The 15,520-nt window shown below is 67.8% G+C and carries 13 protein-coding genes; 5 read left to right on the top strand and 8 right to left on the bottom strand.

Annotation, left to right across the window (positions count from 1 at the left end):
- Window positions 1–54: 54 nt before the first annotated feature.
- From BMX85_RS28560 to BMX85_RS28545, 4 genes are all read right to left on the bottom strand, one after another.
- Window positions 55–2,970, bottom strand: coding sequence for a receiver/sensor box histidine kinase (locus BMX85_RS28560; protein ID WP_090327511.1), 2,916 nt, complete (start codon window positions 2,968–2,970; stop codon window positions 55–57).
- Between the two features lie 136 nt (window positions 2,971–3,106).
- On the bottom strand, window positions 3,107–4,021 hold the full coding sequence (rsgA, locus tag BMX85_RS28555; protein ID WP_090327506.1) for a ribosome small subunit-dependent GTPase A: 915 nt from the start codon (window positions 4,019–4,021) through the stop codon (window positions 3,107–3,109).
- The gene (locus tag BMX85_RS28550; RefSeq protein ID WP_090327503.1) at window positions 4,018–4,395 is read right to left on the bottom strand and encodes a 4a-hydroxytetrahydrobiopterin dehydratase; all 378 of its coding nucleotides are present in this window, start codon (window positions 4,393–4,395) and stop codon (window positions 4,018–4,020) included. Before BMX85_RS28550 ends, rsgA begins: the two co-directional genes overlap by 4 nt.
- On the bottom strand, window positions 4,392–5,663 hold the full coding sequence (locus BMX85_RS28545; protein ID WP_090327499.1) for a M48 family metallopeptidase: 1,272 nt from the start codon (window positions 5,661–5,663) through the stop codon (window positions 4,392–4,394). Before BMX85_RS28545 ends, BMX85_RS28550 begins: the two co-directional genes overlap by 4 nt.
- 64 nt (window positions 5,664–5,727) lie before the next feature.
- On the opposite strand from BMX85_RS28545, the gene orn reads away from it, so the two are divergent.
- The 3 genes from orn to BMX85_RS28530 all read left to right on the top strand — a co-directional run bounded on the left by orn (window position 5,728) and on the right by BMX85_RS28530 (window position 8,418).
- The gene (gene orn, locus BMX85_RS28540) at window positions 5,728–6,324 is read left to right on the top strand and encodes an oligoribonuclease (protein WP_177196904.1); all 597 of its coding nucleotides are present in this window, start codon (window positions 5,728–5,730) and stop codon (window positions 6,322–6,324) included.
- A gap of 64 nt (window positions 6,325–6,388) precedes the next feature.
- Window positions 6,389–7,399: a DUF1176 domain-containing protein gene (locus tag BMX85_RS28535; RefSeq protein WP_090327492.1), complete on the top strand. Its 1,011-nt coding sequence runs from the start codon at window positions 6,389–6,391 to the stop codon at window positions 7,397–7,399.
- Between the two features lie 104 nt (window positions 7,400–7,503).
- Window positions 7,504–8,418, top strand: a complete 915-nt coding sequence (locus tag BMX85_RS28530; RefSeq protein ID WP_090327485.1) for an alpha/beta hydrolase — start codon at window positions 7,504–7,506, stop codon at window positions 8,416–8,418.
- A gap of 42 nt (window positions 8,419–8,460) precedes the next feature.
- On the opposite strand, the gene BMX85_RS28525 is transcribed toward BMX85_RS28530, so the two are convergent.
- The 3 genes from BMX85_RS28525 to BMX85_RS28515 form a co-directional block, all read right to left on the bottom strand.
- A complete protein-coding gene (locus tag BMX85_RS28525) occupies window positions 8,461–9,792 on the bottom strand; it encodes an Nramp family divalent metal transporter (protein ID WP_090327480.1) in 1,332 nt (443 codons plus the stop codon).
- 68 nt (window positions 9,793–9,860) lie between these two features.
- Window positions 9,861–10,760: a carboxylesterase family protein gene (locus BMX85_RS28520; RefSeq protein ID WP_090327476.1), complete on the bottom strand. Its 900-nt coding sequence runs from the start codon at window positions 10,758–10,760 to the stop codon at window positions 9,861–9,863.
- Window positions 10,761–10,764: 4 nt separating this feature from the next.
- Window positions 10,765–11,472 carry a UPF0149 family protein gene (locus tag BMX85_RS28515; RefSeq protein ID WP_090327473.1) on the bottom strand — a complete coding sequence of 236 codons (708 nt, stop codon included), beginning with the start codon at window positions 11,470–11,472 and terminating at the stop codon, window positions 10,765–10,767.
- Window positions 11,473–11,535: 63 nt separating this feature from the next.
- On the opposite strand from BMX85_RS28515, the gene BMX85_RS28510 reads away from it, so the two are divergent.
- Together BMX85_RS28510 and BMX85_RS28505 are read left to right on the top strand one after the other, a co-directional pair.
- Window positions 11,536–12,648, top strand: a complete 1,113-nt coding sequence (locus tag BMX85_RS28510) for a serine/threonine protein kinase (RefSeq protein WP_090327469.1) — start codon at window positions 11,536–11,538, stop codon at window positions 12,646–12,648.
- A gap of 134 nt (window positions 12,649–12,782) precedes the next feature.
- Window positions 12,783–15,083 carry a coiled-coil domain-containing protein gene (locus tag BMX85_RS28505; RefSeq protein WP_090327465.1) on the top strand — a complete coding sequence of 767 codons (2,301 nt, stop codon included), beginning with the start codon at window positions 12,783–12,785 and terminating at the stop codon, window positions 15,081–15,083.
- A gap of 51 nt (window positions 15,084–15,134) precedes the next feature.
- Here BMX85_RS28505 and BMX85_RS28500 read toward each other — a convergent pair whose 3' ends face one another.
- Complete coding sequence (locus BMX85_RS28500) at window positions 15,135–15,506, bottom strand: hypothetical protein (RefSeq protein WP_090327459.1); 372 nt, start codon at window positions 15,504–15,506, stop codon at window positions 15,135–15,137.
- Between the last annotated feature and the right edge of the window lie 14 nt (window positions 15,507–15,520).

Raw genomic sequence — 15,520 nt, 5'->3', positions numbered from 1 at the left:
CGGCCAAAGGGGCGAATTGCCGCAGATTGTGCTGCCGGCGCGGCCCGAAACGCACTAGTGGTAGATGTGCGCGGCCGCCGCCCCGGGCGCCGGCGCCGGCGCGGTCAGCGGCAGCTCCAGCGTGAACGTGGTGCCGCCGGGCGCGCTGTGGACCGTGATCAGCCCGCCCAGCACGGACGTGACAATATTATAACTGATCGACAATCCCAGCCCGCTGCCGCCCTGGCCCAGCTTGGTGGTGAAAAAGGGGTCGAAGATGCGCGACATGTGCTCCGGCGCGATGCCGGCGCCGTCGTCGCCGAACACCAGGGTCACCTTGCCGTCGGCCGGCGCCGCCGCCCGCAGCCACATGCGCCCGCCGCCGTTGCCATGGCCGCCGCCCCCGGCGTCGGCGCCGCCGAACGCGTGCAGCAGCGCGTTGTTGATGAAGTTGGCGATAACCTGGCCCAGCGGGCCGGGGTAGCTGTCCATCGCGATGTCGGCGGCCACCTCGACGTCGATCCGGTGGCCGCTGGCGCGCACCCGGTTCATCATCGTGGCGATGACCTCGGTGGCCACCTGCTGCAGGTCGAAGCGGCGCCGCTGCTCGGTGGTGCGGTCGACCGCCACCTGCTTGAAGCTGTTGACCAGGTCGGCCGCGCTGGTGAGCCCGCGCATCACCAGCGCGTGGGCGGCGACGGCGTCGTCCAGGTAGGTGGACAGGTCGGAGCGGCGCAGGCCGGGGCCGTCCAGGCGCCTGGCCAGTTCCTCGGTCTTCTGGTGCAGCGTGCTGGCGATCAGCAGGCTGTTGCCGATCGGCGTGTTCAGTTCATGGGCGACGCCGGCCATCAGCGCCCCCAGCGCCGCCAGTTTTTGCTGCGACACCAGCTGCGTTTGCGCGTCCTGCAGCTGGCGGTAGGCCTGGGCGTTGTCGAGCGCGATGGCGCCGTAGGCGCACAGGGTGCGGAAGATCAGCCGTTCGCGTTCGCCGTAGGCGCGCGCGCGCGCCGCCTGCACCGTCATCACGCCCAGGGTGCGCTCGCCGACCAGCAGCGGCACGTACAGCGCGCACGACATCAGTTGCGTGCCGGGGGCCAGGAAGATGTCGTCCGGACCGGCGTCGTCGACGTAGATCTCGGCGCGCTCGCGCAGGCTGCGCGCGGCGTTGGCGCGCGGGTTGTCGACGGCGATGGTGTTGTTCGCCAGCGGCGCGCCGTTCTCGACGCCGAACACGCGGCTCAGCGTGTCGAAGCCGGGGTCGCACAGGTAGATGGCGAAGGTGTTGGCCGGCAGCAGCGCCTGCACGTGGGCGTTGAGCGCGGCGAAGATGGCGCCGGCGTCGAGGTGGGTGGTGATCTCGCGGCCGATCACCGACAGCCGTTCGAGCGTGGCGGTGGTTTGCAGCAGCAGCTCGGCGCGGTGCGCCTCGGACGCGGCCAGCAGCCGGTGGTGCAGGCCCTCGGCGCGGGCGCGCTCGGTCTGGTGGTGCACCTGCATGGCGATGGCGCGGTTGGTGGCCTCCTGGCCGTGGGTCTTGTCGCGCGCGGCGGCCGCCGCCAGCGCCGAGGCGTAGGCCTGGGCGTGGTCGCCGATGCGGGCGTACTGGGCGCCGAGCGCGTCGAGCAGGTCGCCCGGCAGGGTGTAGCCGTCGATGCGCGAGGCCACCGCCAGCGCCCGGTGCAGATAGTGCAGCGTGGCGTTCGGCTTGGTCATGCCGGGCGGCGCCGGCAACGGGTGCCGCGCATGGATCTCCGACAGCACCCGCAGCGCCGCCACGTGGTTGTCCAGGTGGTCCTGGGCGGTGGCCAGCTCGATCGCGTGCTCGGCGGCGGCCAGCGCCTCCTGCGGACGATCGAGGAAGCACAGCGCGTGGGCCTGGCCGCGGCGCGCGATGCTGTGCAGGTCGACCTGGCGCAGCGCGGCGGCGCGCCGTTCCAGGCCGCTGAAGGCGTCGAGCGCGGCGGCGTAGTCGGCGCGGTCGAGCGACAGGTCGCCCAGGAAGTGCAGCGCCGAGGCGTAGCTGCGGCCGGCCGGCAGCGGCGCCAGCACCGCCAGCGCTTCGGCCAGCAGGTCGGCGCTGGCGTCGAGCCGGCCGAGGCGGCGCATGGTGTCGGCCGTGTGCGACAGGCAGGCGCCGACGCTGCGCGGCCAGCCGGTGGGGCGGGCCAGGTCGAGCGCGCGCTGCAGCCAGTCGAGCGCGGCGTGGTGGTCGTGCAGGATGGCGAAATCGAGGCCGACGTTGACGGCGGCGGTGATGGCCGCGCGCAGCTGGCCGGTGGCGCGCGCGGCCTCGTAGGCGCGGATGAAGTGGCCGGCGGCGGCGCCGTAGTGGCCGCCCTGGCTGGCGCGGGTGCCGAAGAAGTCGCCGATCCACGCGGCCACGCCTTGCTCCCTGGGCGCGAGCGGCGCGGCCGGTTCCACGGTGGCGCCGGCGTCGGCCACCAGGTGGTGCTGGAAGTGTTGAAAGCGGGTGCCCCAGCGGCGTTCGGCGGCGCGCATGTCTTCGATGACGGCCCAGCGGGCGATGGTCGCTTCGGCGATGGCGACGCGCTCGGCGTCGCCGGACTGGCCGGCGACGGCCGCCATGCGTTCGAGGTGGGCGATGCCGCCCGGATGGTCGCCGCCGTCGATGGCGACCCAGGCGCGCAGCCAGTGGGTGTCGGCGCGGCCGCGCTGGTCGTCCTTGGCGTGCAACTGCCCGGCGACGGCGGCGGCCTTGGCTTCGGCCTCCGGCAGGCGGCCCTCGAGCCAGTCGGCCTCCGCCTCGACCAGCCGCAGCCGCGCCGATGCCGATGCCTGGGCCTCGGGCGCCAACGTGGTGGCGGGCAGCAGGTCCAGGCCTTCGCGGGCGAGGGCGACGGCGCGCGCGCTGTCGCGCTGGCGCAGGTGCCAGGCCAGCGGCACCAGCACCGGCAGGCGGGCCGGCCCGCGCAGGGTCTGCAGGGCGGTTTCCCACTGCGATACTTCGTCGTCGAGCGCAAACATGTCCATCGATGTCCTCGAACCGCGCATCTAAATATGTTGATGGAAACGCACGTATAATTTCCCTTGGGAATTATAATCGCCAAACCCGATCCCGTGTGCGCGGGCCACGCAAAAGGCGGCTTCCATGCTGCAAGAATACGATTTAATACAGCGTTTGCGACGATTCATGCAACAGTTGACCGTACAGCGTGTGGCGCATCTTGGTGATCTTGCCGTCGGCGACGGCCGCCAGGATGGCGCACTGCGGCTCGATCAGGTGGCGGCAATTGTAATACTTGCAATGCCCGAGGTAGGGCGCGAAGTCGACGAAGGCGCGCTCGAGCATGCCTTCGCTCAGGTGGTACAGGCCGAATTCCTGGAAGCCGGGCGAATCGATGATCGACGAGCCCGCGCCCAGTTCGGGCAGCTGGTACAGCCGGGTGAAGGTGGTGGTGTGCTTGCCGGTGTCGAGCGCGGCCGAGATTTCGCGCACGGCGATGTCGGCGTCCGGCACCAAGAGGTTGATCAGCGAGGATTTGCCCATGCCGGACTGGCCGATCAGGATCGACGACTGGCCCGCCAGCAGCGGTTTCAACACGGCCAGTGCCTGGTCCGGGTGCGCCTTGGCCGACACTTCGTGCACCGGGTAGCCCAGCGAGGCGTACGGTTGCAGTCGCTCGCGGGTGCGCGCCAGCGATTCGGTGACGTCGGTCTTGTTGAGGATCAGGCGGGCCTGGATGCCGGCCGCCTCGGCCGCCACCAGGGAGCGCGACACCAGGTCGTCGGCGAAGCCCGGTTCGGTGGCGACGACGATGAACAACTGCGTCAGGTTGGCCGCCAGCAGCTTCGATTTGTACTGGTCGGAGCGGTACAGCAGGGTCTTGCGTTCGTCGATCTTGTCGATCACGCCCTGGTCGGGCGAGGTCATGGTGACGTCGACGATGTCGCCGACGGCGACGTTGGTCTTCTTGCCGCGCGTGACGCATTGCAGCTTGACGCCGCCGGCCTCGGCCAGGTAGTGGCGGCCGTGGGCGGCGATGATGGTCGCCTTGAGCTTGGCTGGCGCTTGCTGGCTCATGCGGACGCCCCGGCCAGCTGCGCGAACAGCGCGTCGGCCTTGGCCGCGCAGATGAAGTCGTTGTCGGACAGGCCGCCACGGCCATCGTCGACCGAATGGGTATCGTAGCGCACGGTGCAGTTTTTATAAGTCACGGTCATTTCCGGGTGGTGGTCTTCGGCGTGGCTCAGGTAGGCCAGCGCATTGACGAAGGCCATGGTGCGATAGTAATTGCGAAAGCCGAAGGTGCGGCACAGTTTGCCGTCTTGCAGCGACCAGTCCGGCACGAGCGCGAGCAGGCGCGCGGCCTGGTCGGCAGTCAGCGCCAGCCTGGCCGGCCGGCTGTGGCCGGCGAGCAGGTCGGCGCGGGTGGCGGGGGCGGCGCGGGTAGTCATGCCGCGGCCGCCGCGTTCAGATGCCGGATGCGCACGCTGGCCGGCGGATGGGAGTCGTAGAACGCCGAGTGCAGCGGGTCCGGCGTCAAGGTCGAGGCGTTGTCCTCGTACATCTTGACCAGCGCCGACACCAGGTCGCGCGAATCGGTGTGCCTGGCGGCGAAGGCGTCGGCCTCGAATTCGTGCTTGCGCGAGCCGATCGACGTCAAAGGGCTGAACAGGAAGGTGAACACCGGCAGCGCCAGCATGAACAGCAGCAGCACCATGGCGTCGTTGCTCTGGCCCGGCAGCAGCAGCGGATCGACGCCCAGGCCGGTGTAGAACCATACCTGGTTCTTCAGGTAGCCCAGCAGCGCCAGGAAGCCCAGCGAGATGGCGAACATCATGACGATGCGCTTGATGATGTGCTTGAGCTTGAAGTGGCCGAGCTCGTGCGCCAGCACCGCCTCGATCTCCTGCGGCTGCAGGCGCGAGAGCAGGGTGTCGAAGAACACGATGCGCTTGTTGGCGCCGAAGCCGGAGAAGTAGGCGTTGCCGTGGGCGCTGCGCTTGGAGCCGTCCATCACGAACAGGCCCTTCGAGGCGAAGCCGACGCGCTTCATCAAGCCTTCGATGCGCGACTTGAGCGACTGGTCTTCCAGCGGCGTGAACTTGTTGAACATCGGCGCGATGACGGTCGGGAACAACACCATCATCAGCAACTGGAAGCCGCTCCACACCAGCCAGGCGTAGAACCACCACAGGCCGCCCGATTTGTCCATCAGGGTCAGCATGACCCACATCAGCGGCAGGCCGATGGCCGCGCCCAGCAGGGCGCCCTTGACCATGTCGGCGAAGAACAGGCCGCGCGTCATCTTGTTGAAACCGAAACGCTGTTCCAGGCCGAACTGCTTGTAATAGTCGAACGGCAGGTCGATCACGCCGGAAATGACCGCGAAGGCGGCCAGCAACGCCAGTTGATAGCCCATGCCGCCGCCGGTCAGTTTGAAGATCTCCACCGACAGCCACTGCAGGCCGCCGAGCAGGGTGAAACCGACCAGCACCAGGGTGTTGATCAACAGCGCGAGCAGGCCGAACTTGGTGCGCGCGACGGTGTAATCGGCCGCCTTCTGGTGGGCGGCGAGGGGGATTTTCTCGGCGAATTCGGCCGGCACGGCGCCGCGATGGGTCAGCACGTGGCGGATATGGCGCGAAGCCAGCCAGAAGCGCACGATCAAGGTCAAAATGATGAAAGATACGAACAAAATCGAAAACGCGAGTGAATACATTCTATGCCTGTGAGAAAATGGCGGATTCGGATTAACGTGGGCTCACGCGAGCCAAGAGAGAATTATGTCACAAGCTAACGATTTGCCAGAAGGTTCCGCTCCTGCGGTCATTACCCCGCGCCAGAATGAAATGAATCTGGTCTGGGTGGATATGGAGATGACCGGTCTGGAGCCGGACACCGACCGCATCATCGAAGTGGCCGTGGTCGTCACCGACATGCACCTGAACGTGCTGGCCGAGGGGCCGGTGATGGTGGTGCACCAGAGCGACGCGGTGCTCGACGGCATGGACGCCTGGAACAAGGGCACGCACGGCCGCTCGGGCCTGATCGACAAGGTCAAGGCGTCGACCGTGACCGAGGCGCAGGCCGAGGAAGAATTGATCAAGTTCATGAAGCAGTGGGTGCCGAAGGGCAAAGCGCCGATGTGCGGCAACACCATCGGCCAGGACCGCCGCTTCATGGTGCGCTACATGCCGAAGCTGGAGGCGTATTTCCATTATCGCAACATCGACGTGTCGACGTTGAAGGAACTGGGCAAGCGCTGGAAGCCGGAGATGGTGGCCGGTTTCAAGAAGCACCAGATGCACACGGCCATGGCCGACATCATCGAATCGATCGAAGAGCTCAAATACTACCGCGAGCATTTCATCAAGCTGTAAGGGACGCGCGCGTCATCGGAACAGGTTCGGTTGAACCTGTTTTTTTTCGTCCGAAAGGTAATACATGAAGATTTTGCAATATGTTGTTGCCGTGGCGCTGGCGCTGGTCGGCTCGACGGCCTGCGCCGCCCATTTCACGATCAAGGATTGGGAGGTCGCGTGCGACAACACGCGCGCCTGCGAAGCGGTCGGGTATCAGTCCGAGGATGGCGATAGCGCGCCGGTGGCGCTGTGGCTGGGCCGTCCGGCCGGCCCGGACGCGGCCGTGGCGGCCAAGCTGACCGCGATCAATCAGGACGAGACGGCGGTCGGCCCGCTGACCCTGCGGGTCGGGAAGCTGGCCTTGCCCGGGTTGACCTCGGAGGCCGGACTCAAGCCGGTGCAGATCGAGCACTTGCTGCCGGCGTTGCTCGATGCGGGGTTTGCCGAGGTCACGGATGGCAAAACCAGGTGGCGCCTGTCGCTGGCCGGAGTGAAGGCGGCGCTGTTGAAGATCGATGATGTGCAGGGACGGGTGGGCACCGTGACGGCGCTGGTCAAGCCTGGTGCCAAGCCGGCGAGCGCGGTGTTGCCGCCGGTGCCCGCGCCGGTGCTGCGCGGCCTGCCGCCGGTGGCGCAGCGCAAGCAGGATGCGGCCCTGCTGCCGCTGATCGCCAGCAAGTTGCCGAAGGGTGGATGCGACGAGCCGCCGGAGTTGATCGGCGGCGCCGAGTCGCAGAGCGAGATTTCCCGCCTGTCGGCGTCGACGCTGTTGTTGCTGATCGAATGCGGGCGTGGCGCCTACCAGTCCAGCTTTGCCGTGTGGACCGCCGACGACAAGCCGCCGTATGCCGCCCAGCGGGTCAAGCTGACCGACGCCGACGGCGCGCCGGACAACGAGCTGCTCAACGCGTCGTTCGACAAGGGCGAGCTGGGCAGTTTCGGCAAAGGGCGCGGACTGGGCGACTGCAACGTGCAGGCGACCTGGTTGTGGACGGCGCAAGGCTTCAAGCTGTCGTCGGCGTCGTCGGCGCGCTTGTGCCGTGGCATACCGGGTGGCTATATGCTGAGCGACTGGAGCGCGCAGGTGAAATAGCGCGGCTGTAAGCGATGCAGCGCACCGTTCGTTAGGGAAACCGAATGTCGCCGCTGCGCAAGGCTTCTACACTGGCCTGGATACCAACGAACCCATCCATTGCCATGTCCCGCATCCCTCGTCCCTATCTTGCGCTTGCCGTCGCCGTGCCGGTGTTGCTGGCGCTGGCGGCCTGTTCGCCGCTGACCGCGCTCAACGCGCTGTCGCCCGGCGGCGCCTCCGAGCGCAGCGCCGATCTGTCGTATGGCGAGGGCCCGCGCCGCATGCTCGACGTCTACCGTCCAAAAGACGCCAGCGGCAAGGCGCCGGTGGTGGTGTTCTTTTACGGCGGCAACTGGGTGGCGGGCGAGCGGGCCGATTACGCCTTCGTCGGCAGGGCGCTGGCGTCGCGCGGCATCGTCACCGTGGTCGCCGATTACCGGCTCCATCCCGAGGTGAGCTATCCCGATTTCCTGGATGACGCCGCGCAGGCGGTGGCGTGGGCCGCCAGGCAGGCCGGCCGCTATGGCGGCGATCCCAAGCGCCTGTATGTGATGGGGCACAGCTCCGGCGCGTACAACGCGGCGATGGTGGCGCTCGATGGGCGTTGGCTGGAAAAGCAGGGCATGTCCATCCGGGATGTGCGCGGCTGGATCGGCCTGGCCGGGCCATATGACTTTTTACCGATCGAGAATCCGACCACCAGGCCGGTGTTTCATTTTCCGGATTCGCCGCCGGAATCGCAGCCGGTACGGCATGTGTCGGCCACGTCGCCGCCGGCGCTGCTGATCGCCGCGCGCAGCGACAAGCTGGTCGATCCGCAGCAAAACACCGGCCACCTGGCGGCGCTGCTGCGCGCCAATCAGGTCGACGTCAAAGAGATGTATTACGACAAGGTCAGCCACACCACGCTGGTGGGCTCGATCGCCGCGCCGCTGCGCTGGCTGGCGCCGACGCTCGATGACGTGGCCGCGTTTGTGCTGCGACATGGCGATGATGCGGCAAGCCCGCACGCTTCGGAACCACGCAGGGCGCATTAGCGTAGCGTAATCGGCCAACCCCGCGCGATGCGCCGTCGCGGTTCAGCTGGCGAACGCTTGCCACACCAGCCAGGCGTTGGCGCTGGAGATCACCGCGAACAGGAACCACGACAACCCCGTGGTCCACCAGGCGTTGACGAAGTCGCCCATGATGCGGCGTTGCGACGTCAGGCTGATCAGCGGATACATGGCGAACGGCAGCTGCATGCTCAGCACCACCTGGCTGAGCACCAGCAGCTTGCCGACCGAATGCTCGCCCAGGGTCAGCACGCCGATCATGGCCGGGATCAGCGCCAGCCCGCGCGTGAGCGCGCGCCGCTGCCAGCACGGGATTTTCATTTTCAGAAAACCTTCCATGATGACCTGGCCGGCGATGGTGCCGGTGAAGGTGGAGCTTTGCCCGGACGCCAGCAGCGCCAGCGCGAACAAGGTCGCCGCCAGCGCCGTGCCGGCCACGGGCGCGAGCAGCAGGTAGGCGTCGTCGATGTCGAGCACGCGGGTGTTGCCCGGCTCGTGGAAGGCGGCCGCCGCCAGCACCAATATGGAGCCGTTGATCAGCAACGCCAGCAGCAGCGAGACGACGGTGTCGATGCGCGACAGGCCGATCGCCTCGCGCTTGGCGCTGTCCTGGCGCGACACCACGCGCGTTTGCACCACCGACGAATGCAGATACAGATTGTGCGGCATCACGGTCGCGCCGAGGATGCCGATGGCCAGGTACAGCGGCTCGCGCGACGACAGCGTCGACAGCGACGGCACCAGTCCCGCCACGACGGCGTTCCAGTCGGGCTTGACGAAAATGAGCTCGGTGAACAGGCAGGTGGCCACCGTCAGGATCAGCGCCAGCACGATCGCCTCGATCTGGCGGAAGCCCTTGCCTTTCAGGCCCAGGATCAGCAGCGTATCGAGCGCGGTGAGCGCGACGCCGGCCGGCAGCGACACGCCCAGCAGCAGCTTGAAGGCCAGCGCGCAGCCGAGCACCTCGGCCAGGTCGCAGGCGATGATGGAAATTTCGGCGAAGCCCCACAAGGTCTTGGCCACCGGCGGCCGGTACTGTTCGCGGCAGTGCACCGCCAGATCCTTGCCGGTGACGATGCCCAGGCGCATGCTCAGGCATTGCAGCACGATGGCCGCCAGGCTCGACAGCACCACCACGAACAACAGCTGGTAGCCGAACTGCGAGCCGCCCTGGATCGCCGTGGCCCAGTTGCCCGGGTCCATGTAGCCGACCGAGACCAGCAGGCCGGGACCGGCGAAGCGCAGCACTTTTTTCCAGAACGGGTCGCCCGCGGGCACCTCGATGGTGCCGGCCACTTCCGATGGACAGAACGGCGCGGTGGCGGTGGTGGGGAGCTTGAAGGGCAGTGGGAACATGGGCTTCCTGATAATGAATGCCCAAATTCTACTTGAGTTGGTGCAACTCTGTCCCTATCCCTCGGGGCTTAGGGCAGCCGCTGTGCGAACAGCCACTCGCGCCAGGCCGGCGACAGCAGCATCGCCGGCGGCACCGTGTGCTCGAGGCCCTGGTATTCGACCATGCGGACCCGGGCGCCCGGCTGGCGCCGCAGCGCGGCGAACAGCGCGCGGTCGGGGCCGATCGGGTTTTCGGTGTCGGCGTCGCCGTGCACCAGCATCAGCGGCGTGGCCGCCAGCCGCGCGGCTTCGGCCCGCTCGGGCGCGATGCCGGAAAAGGCGACGGCGGCGGCGAACAGGCCGGGCTGGTGCAGAATCGCCTGCGTGGCGGCCGACGCGCCCATCGAAAAGCCGGTTACGTAGACCCGTTCGGTGGCGATCGGATATTGCAGCTTCAGTTGTTCGACCAGCGCCGTCAGCGTGGCGATGTTGGGACCGGGCCGGGCGGCGAGCAGGCCGTCGGCGGCCGACGGCGCGTAATTGGCGCTGCGTTCGGGAAATTGCGGCACCAGGATGTAGGCCGGAAATTTCGCCCGGATCGCGGGCGCCGCCCAGGAGCGCGCCAGACGGCCGAACTGGCCGCGGTTGTCGTCACCGACGCCGTCGGAGCCGTGCAGCACCAGTATCAGCGGATAGCGCTGGCCGGGGTGCTGCGCGCCCGCCGGCGGCGCCAGCAGCCGGTAGCGCAGCATGCCGGACGGCCCGCTGAAGCTGCCGGCGGTGAACTCGTCGGCGTCGACGCCCTTGAGCAGCGCGGCGTCGGCCTCGCGCTGGGCCGGCGTGGTGCCGTCGGTCAGCAGTTCAGCTTCGGGTTCGGGATGTGCGGCGGTGGGGCCGGCGACGGCGGCGGTCGCCGCGCCGGCCGGCGCCGCCATCGACAAGGTGGCCGCCAGGGCGGCGGCCAGGAGCAGGGCGGACGGCGGCGTCATCGGCTTATTCGGCCGCGTCGTTGGCGGCTTCGTCGCCGTGGCACTTCTTGTACTTCTTGCCGCTGCCGCAAGGGCAGTCGTCGTTGCGGCCGACCTTGGGCTCGTCGCGCTTGACGGTGGCCACCGGGGCCTTGCGGCGCGGCACCCAGAACTTGTAGATCAGCGGCAGGTTCGCCTCCAGGTCCTGGGCCAGCTTGTGGGCCTTGACCGGATCCTCGACCAGCGGCAGTTCTTCTTCCTCGATCTCGTCGGCGCCCAGCAGGTAGATCGGCTTCATCAGTTCCTGCACGTCCGAATCCCAGATCTCTTGCCACGAACCCGGGCGCAACTCCATGCCTTCCCAGAAGCCCCAGCACCATGCCTCGGCGTCGATCAGGGTCTGGCCTTCGTGCTCGTGCTCGACGAACAGCGGCTCGAATTCCTTCGGCGCCACTTCGAACGTCACCAGCACTTCGTTCATGAAGCGCATGATCAGGTTGAGGATGCGTTCCTCTTCCTTCGGGTTCTTGAATTTCGGGACGTCCGCTTCCTCCTGGCCCCACACGCGCTTGAGCCACTCGGCCGGCATGATGGTTTCCGGGCCGATGGCGATGGCGGTCAGGTAACCGTGCAGCATGTCCATCGTCATCGCGTCTTCGGGGCTGCGCTCCGATAGCAGGAAATTGTCTAATTCGTCGAATTCTTTGTCGCTCAGTGGCTGGTCGAGTTGCATGGCTTGCTCTTTTTCTTGGATTGAAGGCCACAGTATACACGCCGCGCCCCGTACAATGCGGGGATGGACCAACATAACCAAGATCAGATCGACGACGAAGAAGAAGACGCCCGCGCCGCCGCGCTGGCCGCCGCCATGGCCGGACCGCAGGGCGGCGACAGCGGCGACTTCGCCGATGCCGACGCCGCCGCGCCGGCGCACGTGCCGCATCCGTATTCCGCGCTCAATCCCGAATGCGTGCTCGACGCGCTCGACAGCATCGGCCTGCGCGGCGACGGCCGCCTGCTGGCGCTCAACAGCTACGAAAACCGCGTGTACCAGGTCGGCATCGAGGATTCGCTGCCGCTGGTGGTCAAGTTCTATCGTCCGGGACGCTGGAGCGACGCCGCCATCCTCGAGGAGCATGCGTTCACCGAGGAATTGACCGCGCGCGAGATTCCGGTGGTGCCGGCGCTGGCGCTGGACGGCCGCACCCTGCATCATTTCAACGGCTTCCGCTTTGCCGTCTTCACCCGCCACGGCGGCCGCGCGCCGGAGCTGAGCGATCCGTCGGTGCTGGAGTGGACCGGGCGCTTCATCGCCCGCATCCACGCGGTCGGCGCGGTCAAGCCGTATCTGCAGCGGCCGGCGCTCGACATCGCCACCTTTGGCACCGAGCCGTGCGATTTCTTGCAGACCAATCAATTCATTCCGGTCGATTTGCAGGAGGCGTATGCCAGCGTCTCGCAGCAGGCGCTCGACGGCGTGCGCCGCTCGTACGACCGGGCGGGGGCGTTGCCGCAGCTGCGCCTGCATGGTGATTGCCATGGCGGCAACGTCCTGTGGACCGATGCCGGGCCGCACTTCGTCGACTTCGACGACAGCCGCATGGGGCCGGCGATCCAGGATTTGTGGATGATGTTGTCCGGCGACCGGGCCGAGCAGGTGCGCCAGATGTCCGACATCCTGGCCGGCTACGAGGATTTCTGCGAATTCAACCCGCGCCAGCTGCACCTGGTCGAGGCGTTGCGCACGTTGCGGCTGATTCACTATTCGGCGTGGCTGGCGCGTCGCTGGGACGACCCGGCCTTCCCGGCGGCATTCCCGTGGTTTAATACACAACGTTACTGGCAAGACCGCATCCTCGAATTGCGCGAGCAGGTCGCGTTGATGGAGGAACCGCCGTTGCCGGTTTGATAGCGGTCCGGGTTAAACCGGAATAAGCGGGTTTTCCCCCCTCTGCTTGCGGTTCGGCCCGCATGTTCGCTGTTTGATAATGAGAGCTCAGAAGTCCCGTCGTGTGCCGGGACGCACCTCTAGCGAGAAACCTCATGCAAGCAGAACTGGCTCAACGCGAAAGCGCAATCGAAGACGTCCAATTGGGCGTGGCTTTTTCCGCCGATACCGTTCCCACCGTTGTCTTGCATGACCCGGATGAGCCGGCCAACAAGGAGCCGACCCCGCGCGCGGCGATGGAAATGAAGGCCATCCAGGAAGCCATCGCCCGCGTCGAGGCCGAAGCGAAGGCCGCCTGCGCCGCCGAGAACCGCGCCCACGCCGAGGCCCGCGCCCGCTCGCTGGCCGAGGACCGCGCCGCCATCGACGCCGCCGCCGCCGCCGTCGCCCAGCAAAACGCCCAAGCCTCGGAAGAAGCCATCGCCGCCAACCGCGAGCGCCTCGAATCGTTGCGCGCCGCCGCCCAGGCCAGCGTGGCCCGCCTGGACGCCGTCAAGCAGGAAACCGCCGAACTGCGCGCCCGCGTCGAGGCCGACACCCAGATCCGCCTGGCCGCCGAGACGCGCGCCAAGGCCGAGAACGAAAGCCGCCAGCGCGCCTTCGAGCAGATCGCCGCCGAGTCCGAACTGGCCGAGCAGGCCGCGCGCGCCGCCGAAGAACTGCAAGCGCAGACCGAACAAGCCCGCATTCAGGCGGTCGAGCGCGTCGCCGCCGTGCAGGCCGCCAAGGATGAAGTGGTCGGCATCGCCAGCGCCGACGCCCGCGTGGCCACCATGGCGCGCGAACGCGAGCGCCAGGCGTATGCCGCGCGCCAGACCGCGCAGATGCTGGTCCAGGCCGAGGCCGAAGCGCTGGACTTGACCGTGCAGCGCGAACGCGCCGACCAGATCGCCCTGGAATCGGCCTTCAACCGCGCCGCCGCCGAAGTGCGCGCGCTGGAAGAGGCCCGCGCGCTGGCCCATCTGGAGCAGGAACGCGAGCAGATCGCCCTGGCCAAGGCCGAATCCGAACGCAGCGCCGCCCAGTCGCTGCACCTGCGCCTGCAAACCGAAAAAGAGATCCGCGACGCCGCCATCCACCGCGAACGGCTGGAAATGGTGGCCGCCGCCAGCGCCAAGGCGCGCCGCGACGCCGACGCCAGCATCATGGCCGCGACCGAAGCGCGCATCGAAGTCGACAGCCAACTGCGCGCCGTCGCGCTGGCCCGGGTGCAGGCCGAGCAGGAAGCCGAGCTGAGCACCCACGCCAGGGTCGAAGCCGAATCGCTGGCGATGGCGCAAGCCAAGCAGCGCCAGATCGCGGACGAGCTCGCCGCAGAGGCGGCCCGCGTCGAGACCCAGGAACAGCAGCGCGCCGCCGCGCTGGCCGAGGAACGCGCCGCGCTGTCGCGCACGGCCGCCGAGCTGGCCGCCAGTGTCAACGCCGCCGGGCAGGCCGAAGTGGCCACGATCGCGCGCCAGGTCGAGGCGCAACGCCAGGCCGACGCGCTGGCGAAGCAAAAGGCCGACCAGGCCGAGGTGGTGCTGCACGCCGAACAGGCGCGCGCCGCCGACGAGCAGCAAGCCATCGCCGCGCTGAAGGAAAAGCTGGCGGCCGAGGAGGGCGCCAGCGCTGCCGCCAAGCATCGCGTCGCCGCCGAGCGCGCGCAGACCGAGGCGCTGCGTCAGCAGCAGGAAGCCGAACAGCGGCTGGCCGCCGCCGCCGACAAGCAAGCCGAAGCGGCAAGCGTGATCGCCGCGCAGGTGGCGCTGGAAGCCGCGCAGCAAGCCACCGCCGCGCAGGCGCTGGCGGCGCAGGCGCGCCTGGCCGTGGAACTGGGCGCGGTGCACGCCGAGCGCGCCCGCATCGAGCAGGACAAGGCCGCCGCCGCCGAAGCGCTGTTGCAGGCCGAGCGTGAGTTTATTGAAACCGAGCGCGAGTCGCTGGCGCTGATCGAGCAGAAGCTGGCCCAGCAGCGGTTGACGACGGCGGCGGAAGTGCGCGCGTCGAAGGCGATCGCGGGCCGCCTCGAGGCCGAGCGCCAGATCGCCGAGGCGGCGGGGCAGCGCGCCGACGCGGAGCAGGCGGAAGCGGATGCGATGGCGCAGCGTGCGCAGGCCGAGCAGGCATCGGCGCAAGCGGCGTCGGACAAGGCGGCGGGCCAGCTGGCGTTGCTGGAAACGGCCAAGGCGCATGCCGACATGCAGCGCAAAGTGGCCGATACGACCGCCGCGATGACGGCCGCCAAGCACAAGTTGCTGGAATTGGAAACCCGCCGCCATGGCGCGGCGCAGAAGGCGCTGGCGACGGTGGAGGCCAAGATCGACGCGGCCGAAGGGGCGACGGTCGAGACCCTGGACGCGGCGCGCGCCCGCAAGGAAGCGCGTCAGGCGCAGCCGGTGTGGCGCGCACGTTGATAAAATTGTACCGGGAGGCGTGGTTCAAACATCGCGAACCACGCTCCGGTTTTACGGCTGCACCTGTACTTTGGTGATGTAATACTCGGTCTCGCCGAAACACTGCGTCGGCACGCCCTTGTGCTGCGCATAGCTCAAAATCACCCGCTTGCCGGTGGCGTCGGTCAATTGCTTGGCCACGTTCTCATCGCGCACGCTGAACTCGAACTTTTCCGGTATCGCCCCCGGCATCGAGGTCAGCAAGATCTCCCCCTCCCACGTCTTGCAAATCCAGCCACGGGTGGAAAACTTTTGCAGGTAGCCCGCGCGTTCGCCATCCGAATAGGAAATATGCAACATCGCCCACGTATAGGCGACGAAGACCAGCAGGGTGGCAGCCACCAGGGCGATGAAATACAGAACGATACGCGATGATTTTGTCATAAGTAAGCCGGTTG

This window comes from Duganella sp. CF517, from assembly GCF_900110275.1.
Lineage (GTDB): Bacteria > Pseudomonadota > Gammaproteobacteria > Burkholderiales > Burkholderiaceae_D > Rugamonas.
This window is presented reverse-complemented; position numbering and strand designations above follow the sequence as displayed.

Excerpts from the sequence above, each read along its gene's own strand:
- BMX85_RS28560 (WP_090327511.1), bottom strand. The coding sequence starts at position 2,970 with ATGGACATGTTTGCGCTCGACGACGAAGTATCGCAGTGGGAAACCGCC.
- rsgA (WP_090327506.1), bottom strand. The coding sequence starts at position 4,021 with ATGAGCCAGCAAGCGCCAGCCAAGCTCAAGGCGACCATCATCGCCGCC.
- BMX85_RS28550 (WP_090327503.1), bottom strand. The coding sequence starts at position 4,395 with ATGACTACCCGCGCCGCCCCCGCCACCCGCGCCGACCTGCTCGCCGGC.
- BMX85_RS28545 (WP_090327499.1), bottom strand. The coding sequence starts at position 5,663 with ATGTATTCACTCGCGTTTTCGATTTTGTTCGTATCTTTCATCATTTTG.
- orn (WP_177196904.1), top strand. The coding sequence starts at position 5,728 with ATGTCACAAGCTAACGATTTGCCAGAAGGTTCCGCTCCTGCGGTCATT.
- BMX85_RS28535 (WP_090327492.1), top strand. The coding sequence starts at position 6,389 with ATGAAGATTTTGCAATATGTTGTTGCCGTGGCGCTGGCGCTGGTCGGC.
- BMX85_RS28530 (WP_090327485.1), top strand. The coding sequence starts at position 7,504 with ATGTCCCGCATCCCTCGTCCCTATCTTGCGCTTGCCGTCGCCGTGCCG.
- BMX85_RS28525 (WP_090327480.1), bottom strand. The coding sequence starts at position 9,792 with ATGTTCCCACTGCCCTTCAAGCTCCCCACCACCGCCACCGCGCCGTTC.
- BMX85_RS28520 (WP_090327476.1), bottom strand. The coding sequence starts at position 10,760 with ATGACGCCGCCGTCCGCCCTGCTCCTGGCCGCCGCCCTGGCGGCCACC.
- BMX85_RS28515 (WP_090327473.1), bottom strand. The coding sequence starts at position 11,472 with ATGCAACTCGACCAGCCACTGAGCGACAAAGAATTCGACGAATTAGAC.
- BMX85_RS28510 (WP_090327469.1), top strand. The coding sequence starts at position 11,536 with ATGGACCAACATAACCAAGATCAGATCGACGACGAAGAAGAAGACGCC.
- BMX85_RS28505 (WP_090327465.1), top strand. The coding sequence starts at position 12,783 with ATGCAAGCAGAACTGGCTCAACGCGAAAGCGCAATCGAAGACGTCCAA.
- BMX85_RS28500 (WP_090327459.1), bottom strand. The coding sequence starts at position 15,506 with ATGACAAAATCATCGCGTATCGTTCTGTATTTCATCGCCCTGGTGGCT.